General features: G+C 59.9%; 14 protein-coding genes. 13 read left to right on the top strand and 1 reads right to left on the bottom strand.

Going from position 1 to position 20,653, the window contains the following annotated elements:
• The first annotated feature begins 29 nt into the window (after positions 1-29).
• The 4 genes from I7X13_RS19880 (at position 30) to I7X13_RS19865 (ending at position 3,869) form a co-directional block, all read left to right on the top strand.
• A complete protein-coding gene (locus I7X13_RS19880; protein WP_198076809.1) occupies positions 30-266 on the top strand; it encodes a hypothetical protein in 237 nt (78 codons plus the stop codon).
• The gene (locus tag I7X13_RS19875; RefSeq protein WP_198076808.1) at positions 250-1,881 is read left to right on the top strand and encodes an Ig-like domain-containing protein; all 1,632 of its coding nucleotides are present in this window, start codon (positions 250-252) and stop codon (positions 1,879-1,881) included. Before I7X13_RS19880 ends, I7X13_RS19875 begins: the two co-directional genes overlap by 17 nt.
• A gap of 882 nt (positions 1,882-2,763) precedes the next feature.
• Entirely contained in the window at positions 2,764-3,258 is a 495-nt protein-coding gene (locus tag I7X13_RS19870) for a DUF4385 domain-containing protein (RefSeq protein ID WP_198076807.1), read from the top strand.
• A 125-nt stretch (positions 3,259-3,383) separates the two neighbouring features.
• Positions 3,384-3,869: a hypothetical protein gene (locus tag I7X13_RS19865; RefSeq protein ID WP_211532064.1), complete on the top strand. Its 486-nt coding sequence runs from the start codon at positions 3,384-3,386 to the stop codon at positions 3,867-3,869.
• Positions 3,870-4,058: 189 nt separating this feature from the next.
• Here the strand turns inward: I7X13_RS19865 and I7X13_RS19860 are convergent, their stop codons facing one another.
• Positions 4,059-5,459: an inorganic phosphate transporter gene (locus tag I7X13_RS19860; RefSeq protein ID WP_198069565.1), complete on the bottom strand. Its 1,401-nt coding sequence runs from the start codon at positions 5,457-5,459 to the stop codon at positions 4,059-4,061.
• A gap of 181 nt (positions 5,460-5,640) precedes the next feature.
• Between I7X13_RS19860 and I7X13_RS19855 the strand changes: the two genes are divergently transcribed.
• The 9 genes from I7X13_RS19855 to rnr all read left to right on the top strand — a co-directional run bounded on the left by I7X13_RS19855 (position 5,641) and on the right by rnr (position 20,607).
• Positions 5,641-7,143 (top strand): glycine--tRNA ligase, encoded by a 1,503-nt coding sequence (locus I7X13_RS19855; protein WP_198076806.1) that lies wholly within the window; start codon positions 5,641-5,643, stop codon positions 7,141-7,143.
• A gap of 219 nt (positions 7,144-7,362) precedes the next feature.
• Positions 7,363-9,807, top strand: coding sequence for an efflux RND transporter permease subunit (locus tag I7X13_RS19850; protein ID WP_198076805.1), 2,445 nt, complete (start codon positions 7,363-7,365; stop codon positions 9,805-9,807).
• Positions 9,808-9,949: 142 nt separating this feature from the next.
• The gene (gene ileS / locus I7X13_RS19845) at positions 9,950-13,354 is read left to right on the top strand and encodes an isoleucine--tRNA ligase (protein WP_198076804.1); all 3,405 of its coding nucleotides are present in this window, start codon (positions 9,950-9,952) and stop codon (positions 13,352-13,354) included.
• 167 nt (positions 13,355-13,521) lie between these two features.
• Entirely contained in the window at positions 13,522-14,193 is a 672-nt protein-coding gene (locus I7X13_RS19840; protein ID WP_198076803.1) for a lipoprotein signal peptidase, read from the top strand.
• 132 nt (positions 14,194-14,325) lie between these two features.
• The gene (locus I7X13_RS19835; RefSeq protein ID WP_198076802.1) at positions 14,326-14,997 is read left to right on the top strand and encodes a lipoprotein signal peptidase; all 672 of its coding nucleotides are present in this window, start codon (positions 14,326-14,328) and stop codon (positions 14,995-14,997) included.
• 72 nt (positions 14,998-15,069) lie between these two features.
• Positions 15,070-15,456, top strand: coding sequence for a hypothetical protein (locus I7X13_RS19830; protein ID WP_198076801.1), 387 nt, complete (start codon positions 15,070-15,072; stop codon positions 15,454-15,456).
• A gap of 68 nt (positions 15,457-15,524) precedes the next feature.
• The gene (locus I7X13_RS19825; RefSeq protein WP_198076800.1) at positions 15,525-15,803 is read left to right on the top strand and encodes a hypothetical protein; all 279 of its coding nucleotides are present in this window, start codon (positions 15,525-15,527) and stop codon (positions 15,801-15,803) included.
• Positions 15,804-15,894: 91 nt separating this feature from the next.
• Positions 15,895-17,799 (top strand): ABC transporter ATP-binding protein, encoded by a 1,905-nt coding sequence (locus I7X13_RS19820; RefSeq protein WP_198076799.1) that lies wholly within the window; start codon positions 15,895-15,897, stop codon positions 17,797-17,799.
• A gap of 327 nt (positions 17,800-18,126) precedes the next feature.
• Entirely contained in the window at positions 18,127-20,607 is a 2,481-nt protein-coding gene (gene rnr, locus I7X13_RS19815; protein ID WP_233454865.1) for a ribonuclease R, read from the top strand.
• Positions 20,608-20,653: the final 46 nt, after the last annotated feature.

Genomic DNA, 20,653 nt, shown 5'->3' with positions numbered 1-20,653 from the left:
TGCGGCGGGCGGCACGGTGGCGGCTACTTGTGGCGGCGGTCCTGCTGACCACCGCCGCCCGTGCCCAAACCGTGCCCGCGCCCCTGCCCGACTCCGTCAAGAAGCCACCGCCGACCTTTGTGGCCGATACCGCCCGGCACGTCGTGGTCGTTAGCACCACCGAGCCGACCTCCGAGGTGACGCGCCGCACGGGGCTGCGCATTGGGGCGGCCATTGTTGTTCTTACGCTCACCACGCTGCTGTTGTATAATGTCCGTTCGCGTTGAATTGCTGGCTTTGCTGGCGCTGGTTGCCTTGCTTGAAAGCTGCGCCGCCGTGGCCCCGCCTTTGGGCGGCCCGCGCGACCGCACCCCCCCGCGCCGCATCAGCAGCTCGCCCGACAGCGCGGCCCGCAACGTGAAGCAGCAGTTTGTACGGCTTAACTTCTCAGAGGCAGTCGTGACCAAGGAGCTGAGCAAAAACCTGCTCATCACGCCCCAGCTGCCCGAAGACAACCCCTACAAGCTGCGCGAGGACCGCAATTCCATTACGCTGCTTTTCGATAAGCCGCTTGACCCGAACACTACCTACAGCTTCAATTTTCGCGAAGCCGTAGTGGATATCACCGAAGCCCTGCCGGCCAAAAACGCCTACCTCACCTTCAGCACCGGCGCCGCGCTCGACTCGGGCAAGGTGCGCGGCACGCTGACCGATGTGCTCACGGGCAAGACCGTGGAGGGCTCCAGCATTGGCCTCTACCGCGAAGGCGACACGCTGGGCGTGCGCAAGGGCCGCCCGTACTACACCGTCCTCACCGACAAAGCCGGAAAATTCAGCCTGAATTTTCTGAAAGCCGGCACCTACAAACTCTACGCCGTGGCCGACAAGAACAACAACGGCCACTACGACGAAGGCGAGAAAATCGCCTACCTGCCCACGCCCATCACCATTGAGGGCAGCACCGGCAAGGACATTCCCCTGCTGCTCACCCAGCCCGATAAACGCCCCCCGCTGGTTACTTCGCGCACGCCCAGCCCCACGCAGCTGCGCCTCAGCCTGAGCGAAGGCGTGCGCACGGCTACGATGGTTTCTCTGGACAGCAAGGCTGCGCCGGCTGCCGTGGCCGAAGCCGTGCAGCTGGCCGACCGGGGCCGCTCGGTGGTGCTGTTTAAGACCCCGGAAGTGGGCGATGGCCGCTACGTCCTCACCGCCACCGACAGCACCGGCAACGTGGGCCACGACACCCTGCAAGTCAAATTTCCGGTGCCGGCAGCGGCCAAAAAAGCCCCTGCCCCGTCGCTCTACACCGTGGAGGGCGGCGCCCGCAACGTGTACCCCGAGGGCCAGGTGAAATTCCAGTTTTCGGTGCCGGTTCGCATTGCCAAAGACCGGCCGTTTGGCACCTTGGTGGAGGATTCGGTGAAGCGCCGCCCGCTGCGCCTGCCCGCCGATGGCACTCTCAGTGCCGACCGCACCGAGCTGGCCGTGCGCTTCAATTCCAAAGCTAAAAAGCGCCTCGAAATTCTGCTTGACAGCACGGCCATTACGGCCATTACTGCTCAAAACCTGCGCCTGAAGCCCCTGCGCCTCGGCATCAGCGAGCAGGACGTGTCCACCAGCCTTTCGGGCACTATCACCACCAAAGAGAAGAGCTTTGAGCTACAGTTGCTCGACGAGAAGTTTCAGGTGGTGGCCAGCCTGCTGTCGCCCAAGGGCAGCTACCTGTTCTCGGACCTAGCCCCCGGTACCTACCGCCTGCGCGTGCTCATCGACACCGACGGCGACGGCCGCTGGCGCGGCGGCGACCCCAACTTATTCCTAGTGCCTGAGCCGGTGTACCTCGACCCCAAGCCCCAGCAGGTGCGCGCCGGCTTCGACATCGTGGAGCCGCTGAAATTCTAGCCGCAGTGCCCCTTTCTCCTAGTGTGTCAATCTGTCTGTATTCGCAGCGGGCAGACAGCTACAGCATTTCTGCGTTGCTATTCAAGTTGGCATTTTACCCGCGCGCATGGGTGCGGCATTGCTTTTTTCATTCCTTTCTTAGCCAGGCCAACTTCTTCCGGGCGGTTTGACTTCAGCAGAAAAATCTGCTAAAACCTAGCAAACTATCCACATTGGTGGATAACTTTCCTTGTTTTCCAGTCACTGAGCCGGTTTTTCGGGCACAATCCACTGCTTTTCCACGGGGTTTTCCACACCTGCTATCGGCTGAGGATAAATCCGGGGATAACCTGGGGGAAACACTCTGGCCTCTCGGGGATAAGTGGGGCAGAAGTTTTTTTGGCCAACAGCCTGCTCATACAGGGCAAACCGAGCGGGGACAACCGTGGATAACTTTCCCCGGGGAAAACGCCTTCCCACACTGGCAATTCTGCGGGGATAATAAAAATGTGGAAACACGGTGGACATGTTGAAAATAGATTCAACATCCTGAAAAACACTGTTTTGTTTTCCACAATGCCGGTGTATATCCCGTGGATAAAACTGGTATTACCCCCAGGTTATCCCCAGCGTGGATAACCTCCCGGGCTTTTCCACTTATCAACCGGCCTAATGAGTGGAAATAAAAAAAGTTTTTTAGAAAAAAAATTTAATCAAAATTTAAAAGTGGGGAAAAGTCAGGGGGAAAGAAAAATCCAGCTCACGCTCTCAAGAGCCGTCTGCTAAAAAAATTAAGCTCGGGGGTTTCGGGTTTTTGAAAAGCGGGCTTTTCGGTTTTTGCGCGAATCCGTATGGGTTATGCACATTGCTCAACGACCTATCAAATTCGATTCAGGTTTCCCCATGCCGTTCGATTACACCCTCGATTTCCATTCCGTCGATTTCCGCCAGCACCCCGAGCTCTACCGAGTGGGCCGGGGCGAGCAGGGCGTGCTGCTGGTGGAGCCCTACAAGGCCGAAATTCTGCCCCACTGGCGCTTCAAAGACGCGGCCGCAGCCCGGGAGTCATCCGAAACGATTTACGGCCTGTTTGAGGCGTATTTGAAGGCCCACGATTTTGTGGGGGCCGACATGGCTCGCAAATTCATCCAAATGGGGTTCACCCGGGCCCGGCGCTACGCCAACCATAAGGGCGGCAAGAAATACGCCGGCCCCGTGCCCGACGACAAAAAAGGCCAGAGCGGCGCCCACGGCCGGGCCGAGTTGCCCCGCACCACCCACCCCGATGTGGATAAGGTGGAAGCCGCCGCCATTTTCAAGCGCAAGTGGGACGAAGCCAAAGCCCACCCGGAATACATCCGGCAAAAGGAGACGTTTATTGAGAAATACGGGAAATAGGGGATAAGTTGGTGGATAAAGCGGCCCGTGTGTCATCCTGAACGCAGCGAAGGATGACAGGCGTGACCTACCGAACACCCAACCTCCCTGCCTACCTTTGCTACCTACCCTTCACCCCAACCCGCATGAGCACTCCCCAATCCTCCAGCATCGAGGAAAACGAAATTATTCTGGGCACCGGCATGGGCCCGCTGCGCTTCGGCGCCACCATGGACGAAGTGCGTACTCTCGTGGGCGAGCCCGAGGAAATTGAAGAGTCGGACGAAGACGACGACTTCGAGCACCAGGCCTGGAACTACCACGAGGAAGACTACCTGCTCTCGCTCTATTTCGACCGCGAAGACGATTTCCGCCTGAGCTGCATCGAAACCGACAACCCCAACATGCGCCTCTACGGCGAGGCCATCTACGGCCTGAGCGTAGACCAGGTGAAGGCTCTCATGGAGCGCCACGGCCAGACCACGCCCGAACTCGAAACCATGGAAGAAGGCGCTATCCGCCTGTCCTACGAGAAGTCGATGATTGACTTATACTTCGAAGAAGGCGAGCTGCAGTTCGTCAACTTTGGCGTATTCATCAACGACGACATGGAGGTGCAGTGGCCCAAGTAAGTTGAGTTTATCCACATTTCAGTCGATTTCGACTGTGGATAAGTGGATAAAGGCATGAAAACGGGGGGCTTATCCCCGTTCTGGGATGCTTGGTTTCAAAATGGGCCAATGCCTGAATTCCTGACCAATAAAAAAGCCTGCCTCGGATAGAGACAGGCTTTTTTGTGTTTTGACCGGTTGAGCTTGGCGCTACAGCACCGCGCGGAACAACAGGAACAGCAGGCCCGAGAGCACCATGGTCACGGGCAGGGTGAGCACCCAGGCTAGGGCAATGTTGCGCACCATGCCGGGGTTGATGTTCTTCACGCCGCGGCTGGCCACCATGCTGCCCGCGATGGACGAAGTGAGCACGTGCGTGGTCGACGAAGGCAGGTTGAGCCAGGTGCTGGCCCCAATCATGGCGGCGGCCACCAGCTCAGAGCTGGCGCCCTGGGCGTAGCTCAGGTGCTCTTTGCCGATGCGCTCGCCGATGGTTTTCACGATGCGTTGCCAGCCAATCATGGTGCCGCAGGCCAGCGAAAGGCTCACCATGAGCAGCACCCACCAGGGGGCATAGTCGGTGAATTTTTTCATCTCCGTAGAAGCCTCGTCGTAGCTTTTGCGGTCGGCCGTGCTCAGGCTCACTTTTTCGGAGCCGAGGAGTTTTTTGGCGCGGTTGGTGAGCAGCAGCACGTCGCGACGGATTTCGAAGCGCGTTTGCTGGGGTAGTTGCTTGATGTCGGTTTTGCCGGCAAAAATGCGGTCGAGGTCGGCCGTTTTTTCCTGGATTTCAACCAGGTTTTTCTGGTCGTTGGGGCTGAGGTCGGCGCGGTTTACGCGGCCGATGACGTACTCCACTTTGCTCAGTGAATCGCGCAGGTCGAGCGGGTTTTTGCTTTCGTCCAGCGCGAAGCGGAAGGGCACGATGCCAATCAGAATCAGCATGACCAGGCCCACGCCCTTCTGGCCGTCGTTGGAGCCGTGGAAAAAGCTCACCAGCGTGCAGGTGGTGATAAGCAGCAGGCGAATCCAGAGGGGTGGGGGCTTGCGCTTGTGCGGCTCCTTAAAGATGGCCTTGCTGGGCGAAAAGCGCTTAAACAGAAACATCATGCCGATGGTGAGGGCAAAGCCCAGCAACGGGCCCACCAGCAGGGCTACGCCCGTTTCGCTGGCTTTGGTCCAGTTTACGGCCGTGCCGCGCGACTCGGGCAGCAACGAATAGGCAATGCCCACGCCCAGAATCGACCCAATGAGGGCGTGTGAGCTGGAGGCTGGAATGCCGTAATACCAGGTGCCGATGTTCCAGATGATGGCGGCCAGAATGAGCGCGCCCACCATGGCAATGCCGTGGTACACGTTGGCATCAACCAGGCTTTCGACGGGCAGCAGGTACACGATGCCCATGGCCACGCCAATGCCGCCGGCAAACACGCCGATGAAATTCCAGAAAGCTGACCACACCACGGCCACCCAGGGCCGCAGCGCGTTGGTGTAAATAACGGTGGCCACGGCGTTAGCCGTGTCGTGGAAGCCATTCACGAACTCGAACGCGCAGGCGGCCAGCAGGCACACGCCGAGGAGCAGAAGTACGTGAGGTTCTAAACCAAACATAAAAGGCGGGTTTGTGGGAAATTGATTGCAATCATGCGTCAAAGGTAGGAATAGGGCTGACTGTGGATATGTTACCGAATTGTGACGTAGTTGTCATCCTGAGCGGAGCAAAGGATGACAAACGGGCGCGCCTTCTACGCAGAAGTTTCAGCTTGCGCCGCATCGGCCTACTTTTGTGGGTATGAACCCAGCATCTGAACCCGCACAACTCAAAGACATCGTGGCCCACGCCAAGGAATACGGCTTCGTGTTCCAGTCCTCGGAAATCTACGACGGCCTGGCCGCCGTGTACGACTACGGCCCCAACGGCGTGGAGCTTAAAAACAACCTCAAGCGCTTGTGGTGGGACGCCATGACCCAGCTGCACGGCAACGTGGTGGGCCTCGACGCGGCCATTTTCATGGACCCGCGCACCTGGGAGGCCAGCGGCCACGTGGCGGGCTTCAACGACCCCATGATTGATAACCTCGACAGTAAGAAGCGCTACCGCGCCGACGTGCTGCTCGAAGAAAAAGCCGCCGAGTACGAAAAAGCTGGCGACCCCGCCCGCGGCGCCGCCCTCACCGCCGAGATGGGCCGCCTGCTCACCGACAACGACCTGGCTGGCGTGCGCCAGCTCATCATAGACGAAGATATTAAGTGCCCGGTATCCGGCACCGGCAAGTGGACCGAGGTGCGCCAGTTCAACCTGATGTTTTCCACGCAAGGCTCGGCCGTGGACGGCGACGCGCCACCCGTGTACCTGCGCCCCGAAACGGCCCAGGGCATTTTCGTGAACTTCCTGAACGTGCAGAAGTCGGCCCGCATGAAAGTGCCATTCGGTATTGCCCAAATCGGCAAGGCCTTCCGGAATGAGATTGTGGCCCGGCAGTTCATCTTCCGCATGCGGGAGTTTGAGCAGATGGAGATGCAATTCTTCGTGCGTCCTGGCACCGAAGGGGAGTGGTACGACACCTGGAAGGCCGCCCGCCGCCGCTTCCACGAGGCCATTGGCCTGCCGGCCGCGAAGCTGCGCTTCCACGACCACGACAAGCTGGCCCACTACGCCAAGGCCGCCGTGGACATCGAGTTTGAATTTCCCTTCGGCTTCAAGGAAATCGAGGGCATTCACTCGCGCTCTGACTTCGACCTGACCCAGCACCAGAACCTGAGCCGCAAGAAGCAGCAGTACTTCGACGCCGACATCGACCCCGCCACCGGCAAAGCCTACGGCAACTACGTGCCCTTCGTAGTGGAGACTTCGGTGGGTGCCGACCGCCTGTTCCTGGCCACGCTCTGCAACGCCTATCAGGAAGAAACCATCACCGAAGGCGAGGGCGACGCCCAGCAAACCAAAACCCGCACGTTCCTGAAGCTGCACCCGGCCCTGGCCCCGGTGAAGGCTGCCATCTTCCCGCTGGTGCGCAAAGACGGCATGCCCGAGAAGGCCCAGGAAATTTTCGACTCGCTGAAGTACGACTTCCGCTTGGTGCTGGAAGAGCGCGACGCCATCGGCAAGCGCTACACCCGCCAGGACCTCATCGGCACGCCTTTCTGCATCGTGGTCGATGGCCAGACGTTGGAAGACAACACCGTGACCGTGCGCCACCGCGACTCGCGCGAGCAAACCCGCATGGCCATTTCGGAGCTGCGCGCCTACATCGGCGAGGCCGTGAGCCCCCGCCGGATTTTCGAGCAGCTGTAGAAACGTGTAGCGTGGACTCTGCGAGTCCGCGCCGGAGCGAACGTTCTGTAACGCGCGGACTCGCAGAGTCCATGCTACCATAAGCCCCGGCCTCGTTTAGAGCCGGGGCTTTTTATATATCGAGGCTGGTCGCGTTGAGAGGCCGGATTGCTGCGCTGCACTCGCAATGACCAACGCGCGCCCGGCCTTCGCGTAACTTTGCCTCTTTAGCAGGATATTATGTGGGAACAGCTCGCCGTCTTTATCATCCGGTTTCGCCTGTCGCTGATTGCAGTGCTGGCGGCCATCACCGTGTTCATGGCCTACAAGGCCAAGGACGTCGAAATGACCTACGACTTTGCCCAGGTGGTGAGCGAGCAGGACCCGGACATGGTGTATTTCCGGCAGTTCAAGCGTACGTTTGGTGAGGATGGTAACGTGCTGGTTATCGGCATGCAGGACAGCTCGGTGTATAAGCTGGGCAACTTCAACGAGTTTCGCATTCTGACCGACACGCTGGCCAAAGTGCAGGGCGTAAACGGCGTGCTGAGTGTAAGCAAGCTGCTCAACATCAGCAAGGACACGGCCGAAAACCGCTTCGTGGCCACGCCCATTTTTAAAGCCCCGCCGCGCAGCCAGAAGGAGCTCGACAGCCTGATGCGCGTCGTGAACAGCGTGGAGTTCTATAAGGGCCAGCTCATCAGCCCCAGCACCGGGGCCACGCTGCTGGCCCTCACGATGGACCCCAAGTACCTGAACTCCTCGAAGCGGCAGGCGGTGATGAACAACATCCTGGGCTTCGCGCAGCAGTTTGAGAAGAAAACCAACATTAAGCTGCACTACGCCGGCCTGCCCTACGTGCGCTCCACCATGACCAGCAAGGTGGCCGGGGAAATGAAGTTCTTCACCATTCTGGCCATGATTGTGACCGGGATTACGCTGCTGGTGTTCTTCCGGACGTGGTCGGCGGTGGTGTTTCCGCTCATTGTGGTGGGCGTCACGGTTATCTGGTGCATTGGCTCGATTGTGCTGCTGGGCTTCAAAATCAACCTACTCACCGGTCTGATTCCCAGTATCATTATCGTCATCGGCATCCCGAACTGCACCTACCTGCTTTCGCGCTACCACTACGACTACCGCAAATCGGGCAACCAGATGCTGGCCATGACGCGGGTCATCCGCAAAATCGGCCTCGTCACGCTGATGAACAACACGACCACGGCCGTGGGCTTCATCGTGTTTGCCTTCACGGATATTGCCATTCTATATCAGTTTGGGCTGGTGGCCACCATCAACATTTTCGCGGCCTTCGTCATCAGCTTCATCCTGATTCCGGCCGTGTTTACCTACCTGCCGCCGCCCACGGCCAAGCAGCTGGAGCACCTCGACGCCGCGCCGCTCACCAAGCTGCTGGAGTTCTTCGACCACCTGGTGCTGGAGCGCCGCGCCACCGTGTACCTCGCCGCGCTGGTGATGGTGGCGGGCGCTGCCATCGGTATCTCGCGCATTGAAGCCGTGTCGTACATGGTCGACGACCTGCCCAAGAAAAGCTCGGTGAACTCCGATTTGGCCTTTTTCGAAAGCCACTTCAATGGCGTGATGCCGCTGGAATTTGAAGTAGATACTCATAAGAAAAAGGGCTTGTACAAGCTGAAAAACCTGGAGAAAATCGACCAGTTCGAGAAGTTCCTGCGGACGCAGCCGGAGTTGTCGCCGCCCGTCAGCCTGGTTACCTTCCTGAAGGCCAGCACGCAGGCCTTCTACAACGGCAACCAGCAATTCTACCGCTTGCCCGATAACTCGGAAAAGAACTTCATCCTCAGTGCCCTGGCTAATTCGGGCGGCTCGGCTGGTGGCGCGGGCATGAACAGCAAGCTGCTGCGCTCCTTCATGGATAGCACCAGCCAGAAGGCCCGCATCAGCCTGAAAATCGCCGACATCGGCTCCCAGAACCTGGACACGCTGATGAACACGAAAATCATCCCGGAGATGAACCGCATCTTCAAAGGGACGGGCATGGACATTCGCCCCACGGGCACGACCATCATCTTCACCAAGGGCAACGAGTACGTCATTCACACCCTGCGGGACAGCTTGTTCATGGCCTTCGGGCTGGTGGGTTTGGTGGTGCTCATCCTGTTCCGCTCGTTCAAAACGGTGTTGTTTGCGCTCATCCCCAATGCCGTGACGCTGATTCTCACGGCCGGCATTATGGGCTATTTTAACATTGCGCTCAAGCCTAGTACAGCCCTGATTTTCGTGATTGCGCTGGGCATTGATGGGGACAATTCCATTCATCTCTTGGCTAAATTTCGGCAGGAAATGGCCGCTAATGGTGGCCGAGTGCGCGATGCCGTGTCGGTGACGCTGAGCGAGGCTGGTACCAGCATGATATACACGAGCATCGTGTTGTTTGTGGGCTTCAGCATATTCGCTTTCAGCGAGTTTGGCGGCACGAAGGCGCTGGGAATGCTCATGGCCGCGTCGTTGTTGATTACGAACTTCTCCAACCTGATTCTGTTGCCTTCGCTACTCGTGACGTTTGAGCACGGCAAGGGCGACACGGATACCAACGCCCTCATCCGGCACTACGATGAGAGCTACCACGAGGAAGACGATGACATTGACCTGAACCTGAAAGAAATGCACAAAGCCTCCGATTACGAAGGCGATTATTCAATCTAGAACGACTTGTAGAGACGCGACACTTCGCGTCTCCCCGTTGAACGACCTACCCGAACGACCAAACCCGCGCAGACTTAACAACATCAGCAACGACGAGACGCGAAGTATCGCGTCTCTATATCGTGCAAACTGCTCTACATAAATGAAATACCCCGAATACAAGCAGCCGCTCAATTACGGCCAGGTGGGCGAGGAAATCCTCGCCTGGTGGAAGGAGCACGGCATCTTTGAAAAGAGCGTGAGCAGCCGCGAAGGTCAGCCCACGTTCGTGTTTTACGAGGGCCCGCCCTCGGCTAACGGTGCCCCCGGCATCCACCACGTGATGGCGCGCACGGTGAAGGACATCTTCTGCCGCTACCAGACGCTTTTGGGCAAGCAAGTGCCCCGCAAGGGCGGCTGGGACACCCACGGCCTGCCCATCGAGCTGCAGGTGGAGAAGGAATTGGGCATCACGAAGGAAGATATCGGCAAGAAAATCAGCGTTGAGGAGTACAACCAGCGCTGCCGCGAAACCGTGATGCGCTTCAAGGCGCAGTGGGACGACCTGACCGAGAAAATGGGCTACTGGGTCGACCTCGACGACCCCTACGTGACCTTCGAGCCGGAGTACATCGAAAGCTGCTGGGCACTGCTCAAGAAGCTTTACGACAAGGGTTTGTTGTACAAGGGCTACACCATTCAGCCCTACTCGCCGGCGGCCGGCACCGGCCTTAGCTCGCACGAGCTGAACCAGCCCGGCACCTACCGCGACGTGAAGGACACGACCATCGTGGCCGAATTCGAGGTGAAGCGTGATGCAGCTTCGGAGAAGCTGTTTGCCCTGGCCGACGGCCTGCCCGTGTTCATCGCAGCCTGGACTACCACGCCCTGGACCCTGCCGGCCAACACCGGCCTGGCCGTGGGTAAGAACATCCGCTATGCGGTGGTGCGCACCTTCAACCCCTATACTTACGAGCCCCAGGTGGTGGTGCTGGCCAAGGATTTGGTGGGCCGCTACTTCACCGAAAAAGGTGCGCAGGCTGCGCTGGAAGATTACCAGGCCGGCGACAAAGTGCTGCCCTGGCGCCAGCTGGCTGAGTTTACTGGCGCCGAGCTGGTGGGCATCAGCTACGAGCGGCTGTTCAACCAGGAAGCTGGCTTTCCGGCTTTTGAAGGGGAGGAGCGGGCTTTCCGTGTCATCCCAGGCGACTTCGTGACCACGGAGGACGGCACCGGCATCGTGCACATCTCGCCCACGTTTGGCGCCGATGACTTCCGCGTAGCCCAGCAGAACGACATTCCTGCTCTGATGGTAATGGACGACCAGGGCAAAATGAGCCCTATCGTGGACCGCACAGGCCGCTACGTGGCCCAGATGGGCGAGTTTGGCGGCCGCTGGGTGAAAAACTATGACGGCCACGACGACACCGCCGCCGACTACCGCACGCTTGATGTGGACATCAGCGTGCGCCTGAAAGAGCGCGGCCGGGCCTTCAAAGTGGAGAAGTACGAGCACACCTACCCGCACTGCTGGCGCACCGACAAGCCCGTGCTCTACTACCCGCTCGACTCCTGGTTCATCAAGACCACGGCGGTGAAGGACCGGCTCATCGAGCTGAACAAAACCATCAACTGGAAGCCCGAAAGCACCGGCACCGGCCGCTTCGGCAACTGGCTCGAAAACCTGGTGGACTGGAACCTGAGCCGCTCGCGCTACTGGGGCACTCCGCTGCCCATCTGGCGCACCCAGGACGGTACCGAGGAATTGTGCATCGGCAGCATCGCGCAGCTGAAAACGGAGATTGACAAGGCCGTAGCGGCCGAAATCATGACCCACAACCCCTACGCCAACGGCGAAAAAGTGGACCTGCACCGGCCCTACGTGGACGATATTTTCCTCGTGTCGCCCAGCGGCCAGCCCATGTACCGCGAGCCCGACCTCATCGACGTGTGGTTCGACTCCGGCGCCATGCCCTACGCGCAGTGGCATTACCCCATCGAAAACGAGGCGAAATTTCAGAAGAATTTCCCAGCCGATTTCATTGCCGAAGGCGTGGACCAAACCCGCGGCTGGTTTTTCACGCTGCACGCCCTGGCCGTGATGCTGGAAGACTCCGTAGCCTTCAAGAACGTGATGGCCAACGGCTTGGTGCTCGACAAAAATGGCAACAAGATGAGCAAGCGCCTCGGCAACGCCGTCGACCCGTTTGCCACCATCAAGCAGTTCGGCCCCGATGCCACCCGCTGGTACATGATTGCCAACGCGCCACCGTGGGACAACCTCAAGTTCGACCCCGCTGGCGTGACGGAGGTGCAGCGCCGCTTCTTCGGCACGCTGTTCAACACCTACTCGTTCTATGCGCTGTACGCGAACCTGGACGAGTTTCAGACCAGCGAATTCGACCGCGTGCCGCTGGCCGAGCTGAGCGAGCTGGACCGTTGGGTGCTGAGCAAGCTGCAGTCGCTGATTGTGGAAGTGCGTGGTTATCTGGATGCTTACGACCCCACCAAGGCCGCCCGCGCCATCCAGGATTTCGTGACGGACCAGCTCTCGAACTGGTACGTGCGTCTTTCGCGCCGCCGTTTCTGGAAGGGCGAACTGACCCAGGACAAGCGCGCCGCCTTCGAAACCCTGCAGGAATGCCTGGTGGTGGTGGCGCAACTGATGTCGCCCATCGCGCCGTTTTTCGGCGAATGGCTGTACAAGAACATGACCGACGGCATGCGCGCCGAAGCCGTGGCCAAAAACACGCCCCTGGCCCCGGAATCGGTGCACCTGACGCTGCTGGTGGAGGCCGATTTGGCCCGCATCGACCAGAAGCTGGAGGAGCGCATGGAGCTGGCGCAGCGCATTAGCTCGCTGGCCCACTCGCTGCGTAAAAAGTCGGTGCTGAAGGTACGGCAGCCCCTGCAGCGCATCCTAGTGCCCGTGCTAAACGACACGACCAAGGAGCAAGTCGGCCTCGTGGAGGACCTGATTTGCGCCGAAATCAACGTGAAGCACATCGAATTCCTCGACGACGAAAGCGGTGTGCTGGTGAAGTCGGTGAAGCCCAATTTCAAGCGCCTCGGCCAGCAATACGGCCCGCGCCTGAAGGCCGTGGGCGCCCGCATTCAGCAGATGACGGCCGCCGAAATCTCGAAGCTGGAGAAGGAGGGAAGCCTCGCCGTGGAAGTGGATGGCCAGCCCATCACCCTGGCCCCGGACGATGTGGAAATCCGCACCGACGACCTGCCCGGCTGGCTCGTGGCCACCGACGGCCCCCTCACCGTGGCCCTCGACGTGACCCTGACCGACGAGCTGCGCCAGGAAGGCCTCGCCCGCGAACTGGTGAACCGCCTGCAGAACCTACGCAAAGACTCGGGCCTGGAAGTGCAGGACAAAATCCGCGTCACGTTGGCCGACCAGCAGCCCGAGCTCACGGCCGCCGTGGCCGCGTTCGGCGACTACATCCGTACCGAAACCCAAGCCCTCGCGCTCGACTTTGCGGCCGACGTGAACGGCGGCTCGGTGCTCGAATTTGATGACTACTCCGTGCCGGTTCGGCTGGAGGTCGCAACTGCCTGATGCTGAACGACTCGCCGGGGTCCTGAAACCCCGGCGAGTCCTCGGCCGCACAAACACTCAATAAGCTCGTCTTTGGTCGCACAAAACCTCAGACAATCAGTTGTAAAAGGTACAAAAGGACGGTAATAAATCAGGCCGTCGTTTTCGCCGCTTTTGGCACCGTCTGAATGCACCCAACCCTCACTACTCGCCAGCAATCCGCGGCTAAATTCTTCCTGCTGGCGCTGTTCGTCATTGCCATCGACCAGCTCTCGAAGTGGGCCGTGCACACCTACATGCAGCCCGGCATGGCGGGCGAAATCCCGCTCATCGGCCACTGGGCCAAACTGCATTACACGCTGAACCCCGGCATGGCCTTCGGCGCCGAGCTGCCCGCGCCGTATGGGAAGCTGGTTCTCAGTGGGTTCCGCCTCTTGGCTGTCTTTGGCCTGAGCTACTACATTATCCGCCTCTGCAAGCAGCGCGCTGCTGGCGGCTACATCGCCTGCATGGCCCTCATCCTCGGCGGCGCCGTCGGTAACCTGATTGACTCGGTTTTCTACGGCATCATCTACGATAATGCGCCGTTTGGCTCGCCCACGCGCTGGTTCTACGGCCAGGTCATCGATATGCTCTACGTGGACATTTACGAAGGCTTTTTGCCCCAAAACTGGCCGCTGATAGGAGGGAAGTACGTGTCGCTCTGGCCCATTTTCAACATAGCCGACTCCTCCATTTTCATCGGCGTAGCCTTGATTCTGCTCAATCAGAGCCGTTTTTTCAAGCAGGAAGAGCCTGTAGCGGTAGCAGAGAAACAGAGCGAGCCCTTAGTGGCTCCTGACTCGGAGAATCTGGGGTAGCAGCCTCTTTGAGCAACCACAGAACGTCATGTGGAACGCAGCCGAAGCAATAGAAACGCTTCACTACGTTCAGCATGACGTTCTTTTGCGTTTTAATAGCCCGTTTTTCGCTGCCTACGGGCACCGCCTGCAATGCACCCAACCCTGACCACCCGCCAGCATTCCGCCGCCAAATTCTTCCTGCTGGCCTTGTTCATCATCGCCGTCGACCAGTTCTCGAAGTGGGCCGTGCACACTTACATGCAGCCCGGTTCGGCTGGTGAAATCCCCGTGCTCGGCCAGTTTGCCAAGCTGAATTACACCCTGAACCCCGGCATGGCCTTCGGTGCGCAACTGCCCGCGCCCTACGGCAAGCTGGTGCTCACGGCCTTCCGAAGCCTCGCCGTGGTGGGTTTGGTGTACTACATCATCCGCCTGTGCCGCCAGCGCGTGGCTGCCGGCTATATCGCCTGCATGGCCCTGATTCTGGGCGGTGCGCTCGGCAACCTCATCGACTCGATTTTCTACGGCGTACTCTACAATAATGCCCCGGTAGGCTCGCCCACGCGCTGGTTCTACGGCCAGGTCATCGACATGATTTACGTGCCGCTGTACGTGGGTTATTTCCCCAAATCCTGGCCCCTCATCGGCGGCTCCTACAGCAGCGGTTTCCCCATCTTCAACATCGCCGATTCCTCCATCTTCATCGGCGTGGTGATGATTCTGCTCAACCAGAGCCGCTTTTTCAACGAATCGCAGCCATCTGCCGCCTCGCACCCCGAAAGTGCGCCCTTAGTCGCTCCAGACGCTGAGAAGCTGGCGTAGCAGGGGAGGGGCAGTGCGTAATGATGAGCGGAACCGAAATATTCTTACCGCTTCGTTTAAAGCCAATGAGTTATGGATGAGAACCTGTTTGAATCTTTGCAATCCTTTCTGCTGCAAGTGCCTGCCATTAGCGGACCGATAGCGACAGGAGTTGATGAAGGCCTATGGTGGGTCAAGTTCAAGATTGATATTCAGCACCCTTTGGCGTGGCAAGTGGTACAGGAATTAGGGCACGTAGTCAACTACGTATCGGTTTATGAGAGGCTGCCAACAGCTTTTTATCCGGTTTCACCTCCTCCGTATGCGAACGGTGGACCGGATGAATTCTTGTCTTGGCTGATTGAGACCAAATACCCTGATTTCACACCTGACCTCATGAAAACATGGCTTGAGGGACGGTTGCTGCAGCCTGTCAACGATGAGACGCAGTGGTTATCTGATGATGAGGAAGCCGATTAGTGTCGTCGAAATGTGTCTAATGCTGCATCAAGGCTCTTTTTTCCTGCAGCTAACAAACTCCTCGCCTAATGCGCCACGAAGATTTACCTGAACGTTGGAAGCAAAAGGTGCGCGATTACCTGATTGCTAAAGGCGAAACCAAGCACGAGAAGCTAGGTGCGTCTGATTTTCCCGTAAATACAACCGTCTATATCAAGTTTGAAGACGATTCAAAAGTCGAATTCAAGTACGCCTTTGTTATTGAAGCGCCCGAATTCAACGAAACAGCAGTATTCACGGAGCATTGCGGCTACCATATTTTTTACTCTTGGGGTAAGTTAGACTGGGAGGTTCGAGAAGAAGAGTGAGCATGCTTCTAATCCACCCGCGCTGCCGTCCTCATAGATTGACGTTCTTGCATACCCAAAACCACTCCTAAAGCTGCTCCAATTTCCCTCCGTGCCCAACCCGCTGCTCTCCGTTCGCGACCTCACCATTGATTTCTCCAGCCACCGCGGCGACGTGCGGGCCGTCGATGGCGTGTCGTTTGACCTGAATCGGGGCGAGACGCTGGCCATTGTGGGCGAGTCGGGCTCGGGCAAGTCCGTCACGTCGCTGGCGCTACTGGGGCTCATTCCGATGCCGCCCGGCCGCATTGCCAGCGGCGAGGCCCTCTTCCAATCCGAAAAGCTGGGCCAGACCGACCTGCTGAAACTCGCCGAAGCCGACCTACGCCAGGTGCGCGGCAACGACATCGGCATGATTTTCCAGGAGCCGATGACCTCGCTGAACCCCGTGTACACCTGCGGCAGCCAGGTGGTGGAAGCCCTGCGCCTCCACACCGACCTCAGCGAGGCCGCCGCCAAGGCCCGCACCATCGAGTTGTTCACCGAGGCCCAACTGCCGCGCCCCGAAAGCATCTTCGGCAGCTACCCGCACGAAATATCGGGCGGTCAGAAGCAGCGCGTCATGATTGCCATGGCCATGGCCTGCCGCCCGGCCCTGCTCATCGCCGACGAGCCCACCACGGCCCTCGACGTGACCGTGCAGGCCCGCATGCTGCGCCTCATCGACGACCTGCGCCGGCAGCACAACACGGCCGTCCTCTTCATCACCCACGACCTCGGCGTGGTGGCCGAAATCGCCGACCGCATTCTGGTGATGTACCGCGGCCGGGTCGTGGAACAGGGGAGGGTGCTGGATATTTTTTCAAATCCGCAACATCCGTACACAAAAGGGCTGTTGGCGTGCCGTCCGCGCCTCTCAGTGGGCAAAAAACGCCTGCCCGTGGTGGCCGATTTCATGCGGGAAGACGCCAGCGGGCAATTATTGGCCCAGCCCGAGCCCGTGCTTCCGCTCGAAAATGAGGCGCTTACGGATTCCTCGCCCGAAATCGAGGCCCAGCAGTTACGGGATAATTCTGAAACCACCAAAACGTTCCCCGTGGAACATGGCGTTTTGGGGGATGTTCCACGCCCTGCCGAGCTTACTGCGGCGCCTGTTTCCGAGCCCGTAGCGGCCCCCATGCCCAACGCTTCGGAGCCGCTGCTGCAGGTGCAGAACCTCCAGGTCTACTTCCCCCTCCGCAAGGGCTTCTTCCGCCGCGCCACCGATTACGTGCGGGCCGTCGACAACGTCAGCTTCACGCTCTACCCCGGCGAAACCATCGGCCTCGTGGGCGAGTCGGGCTGCGGCAAGACTACGCTGGGCCGGGCCCTGCTCCGCCTCACGGAACCAACGGCGGGCAGCATCCTGTTTGAAGGGACCGATTTGGCCAAGCTGTCGAGCGGGGAGTTGCGCCGCCGTCGGCGCGATTTGCAGCTGGTGTTTCAGGACCCCTACGCGGCCCTCAACCCGATGCTGACCGTGGGCGAGGCCATCTGGGAGCCGATGCGCGTGCACAACGTGGGCGGCACCCGCCAGCAGCAAAAGGCGAGGGTGCTGGAGCTGCTGCGCACCGTGGGGCTGCGCGACGAGCATTTCCAGCGCTACCCGCACGAGTTCAGCGGCGGGCAGCGGCAGCGCATCTGCATTGCCCGGGCGCTGGCCTTGCAGCCCAAATTGATTGTCTGCGACGAGTCGGTTTCGGCCCTCGACGTCTCGGTGCAGGCGCAGGTCCTCAACCTGCTCAACGACCTCAAACGTGAGTTCGGCATCACCTATCTATTCATCACGCACGACCTGTCCGTGGCCCGGTTTATGAGCGACCGGCTGCTGGTCATGCACCAGGGCCGCATCGTGGAAAGCGGCCCGGCGGCGGCCATCTACGCCGCTCCCCAACACGAGTACACCCAAGGCCTGCTAGCCGCCATCCCGAAGGATAGCCTGGCCGACATCGAAGCCGCCGTAGCCAGCCGGGCGTAGAGCCTGCTAGCACGAGCAGTAGCGCGGACTTTGTAGTCCGCGTCCCAGAACGATACCCAAACGATTATCAAACCGCGCAGGGACGCGGACTACAAAGTCCGCGCTACATCCCAGCCGGCCTCCTACCTTGCGCCGCCAGAAGCCGCCGCAGCTCCCGATTCTGGCTGCTGCCACGCTTGGCGCTACCCCGCGCGGGCTCCTAAAGCCTGCACCATAACCTCCCGGCCCGGCCCGCGTTTCATAAAGCGGCGCGGCCCAGCCAGCCAATCCATTTCCGCTCTCGCCGCCTGCGACCAATCAACTTTTCGGCGGCCACTTTTACCCCAAATGAATACCCCCGAAAACTCCCGGGCTCCCCGCGCCAAGCGCGAAAAGCCCGAACCCGCGGCCATCACCCAGGACCAGGTCCTGCGCGTCTTCGCCGACAACCCCACCAAGGTGATGGCCTACCGCCAGCTCTCGCGCCGCCTCGGCGTCACCACCAAGGGCCAGCGCGAGGAGATATTTGCCCACATCAAGGTGCTGCGCAAAAACGGCCTCATTACGCTGCTCCAAAACGACGAATACCGCCTCGCCGATGCCGATGCCGTGGCGGCGGCCCTGATGCCGTCCAGCGCCAAAAAAGGCGGTAAGAAAGGTGAGTCGGCCGTGACGCCGCCCCGCAATCTTTCGGTGCAGGCCCAGTTCGGGCAAGACCCCATTGTGCACCGTCGCCGCTCGGCCGGCTTCGACCACGTAGACGGCGACGACCGCCCCGAGCGCGCCCCCTCCAACACCATCATCGGCACCGTCGATTTGGCTACGCCCAGCTTCGCCTTCGTGGTGCCCGAGGGCGTTGATGGCGGCGACGACATCCGGGTGTTCACCGACCAACTCAAGTTTGCCCTGCAGGGCGACGTGGTGCGGGTGCGCCTGCGTAGCGGCTCCCGCGACGGCCGCCCGATGGGCGACGTGGTGGAAGTCCTCAAGCGGGTGCGCCCCGAAATCGTGGGGCAGCTCCAAGTGCAGGGCACGCTCGGCTTCGTGAAGGCCGACAACCGCAAGGTGTACTTCGACGTGTTCGTGCCGCCGCATTTGCTGCACGATGCCCGCACCGGCGACAAGGTGCTGGTCCGCATCAACGAGTTCCCGACTGACAACCACCGCCAGCCGGTGGGCGAGGTGGTGCGCAACTTCGGGCAGGCCGGCGGCAACGAAGCCGAGATAAACGCCATCATGGCCGAGTTCGGCTTGCCCTTCGAATTCCCCGCCGAAGTGGAGGAAGAATCAGAAGGCATCAGCGAGGTCATCGAGCAGGATGAAATTGCCCGGCGCCGCGACTTCCGCAACATCACCACCTTCACCATCGACCCCGCCGACGCCAAGGATTTTGACGATGCCCTCAGCATCCGGCAACTCGAAAACGGGCACTGGGAAGTGGGCGTGCACATCGCCGACGTCACCCATTACGTGCGCCCCGGCACCGAGCTGGAGCGCGAGGGCAAGCACCGCGCCACCTCGGTTTACCTCGTCGACCGCGTGATTCCGATGCTGCCCGAGCGCCTCTCCAACGGCCTCTGCTCGCTGCGCCCCAACGAGGACAAACTGACTTTCTCGGCCGTGTTTGAGCTCGATGAGAACGGCAAGCTCTACGAGTCGTGGTTCGGCAAAACCATCATTCACTCCGACCGCCGCTTCAGCTACGAGGAGGCCCAGGAGCGCATCGAAAGCAAGGAGGGCGACTACGCCGTGGAGATAAATGTGCTCAACGACATGGCGCATAAAATCTGCGCCCAACGCTTCAAGCAGGGTGCCATCACCTTCGAAACCCAGGAGGTGAAATTCCGCCTGGATGAAAATGGCAAGCCGCTCGGCGTGTACGTGAAGGAGCGCAAGGATGCCCACAAGATGATTGAGGAGTTCATGCTGCTGGCCAACCGCAAGGTGGCCGAGTTCGTGTTCAACCTCAAAAAGACCAAGCCGCGCTTCACCATGGTGTACCGCGTGCACGAAGCGCCCGAGCCCGAACGCCTGCAAACCTTCGCCCTCTTCGCCCAGAAATTCGGCTACAAGCTGAAGCTCGACAACCCGAAAAAAATCAGCACCGAGCTCAACAACCTCAGCTCCGAGGTGGTGGGCAAGCCCGAGCAAAACGTGCTGCAGGGCCTGGCCATCCGGACCATGGCAAAGGCCATTTACACTACCGAGCCGCTGGGTCACTTCGGTCTCGCGTTCGCCCACTATTCGCACTTCACCTCGCCCATCCGCCGCTACCCGGATATGATGGCGCACCGCCTGCTGGAGCACTACCTGGAGGGCGGCAAGAACGTGCCGGCCGAGCCCGTGGAGGAAGAGTGCAAGCACTCGTCGGCCCGCGAGAAACTGGCCGCGAATGCCGAGCGCGCCAGCATCAAGTTCAAGCAGGTCGAGTTCATGGTAGACGAAATCGGCAACACGTTCAAGGGCGTGGTGTCGGGCCTCACCGAGCGCGGCATGTACATCGAAATTGAGGAGAACAAGTGCGAAGGCATGGTGCGCCTGAGCGACATTCCCGGCGATGAGTTCGAGCTCGACAAGGACAACTACCGCATCGTGGGCCGCCGCACCAAGCGCATCATCCAGTTCGGCGACGTGATGGAAGTGGTAGTAAAATCCGCCAACCTCCTCGACCGCACCATCGACTTCGAGCTAGTCGATAACCGCCCCGACTTCGTGAAAAACCGCGAGGCCGCCGAGCGTAAACAGCGCAGCAGCGAGCCCCGCGGCTACCGCGACTACAGCAGCGGCAAGGGCCACAGCAAGGGCGGCCATAAGGGCAAGCGGCGGTAGGACCCGCCTGTCATTGCGAGGCCGTAGGCCGTGGCAATCCGTCCTC

The organism is Hymenobacter negativus (genome assembly GCF_016056375.1).
Classification (GTDB): Bacteria; Bacteroidota; Bacteroidia; order Cytophagales; family Hymenobacteraceae; genus Hymenobacter; species Hymenobacter negativus_A.
This window is presented reverse-complemented; position numbering and strand designations above follow the sequence as displayed.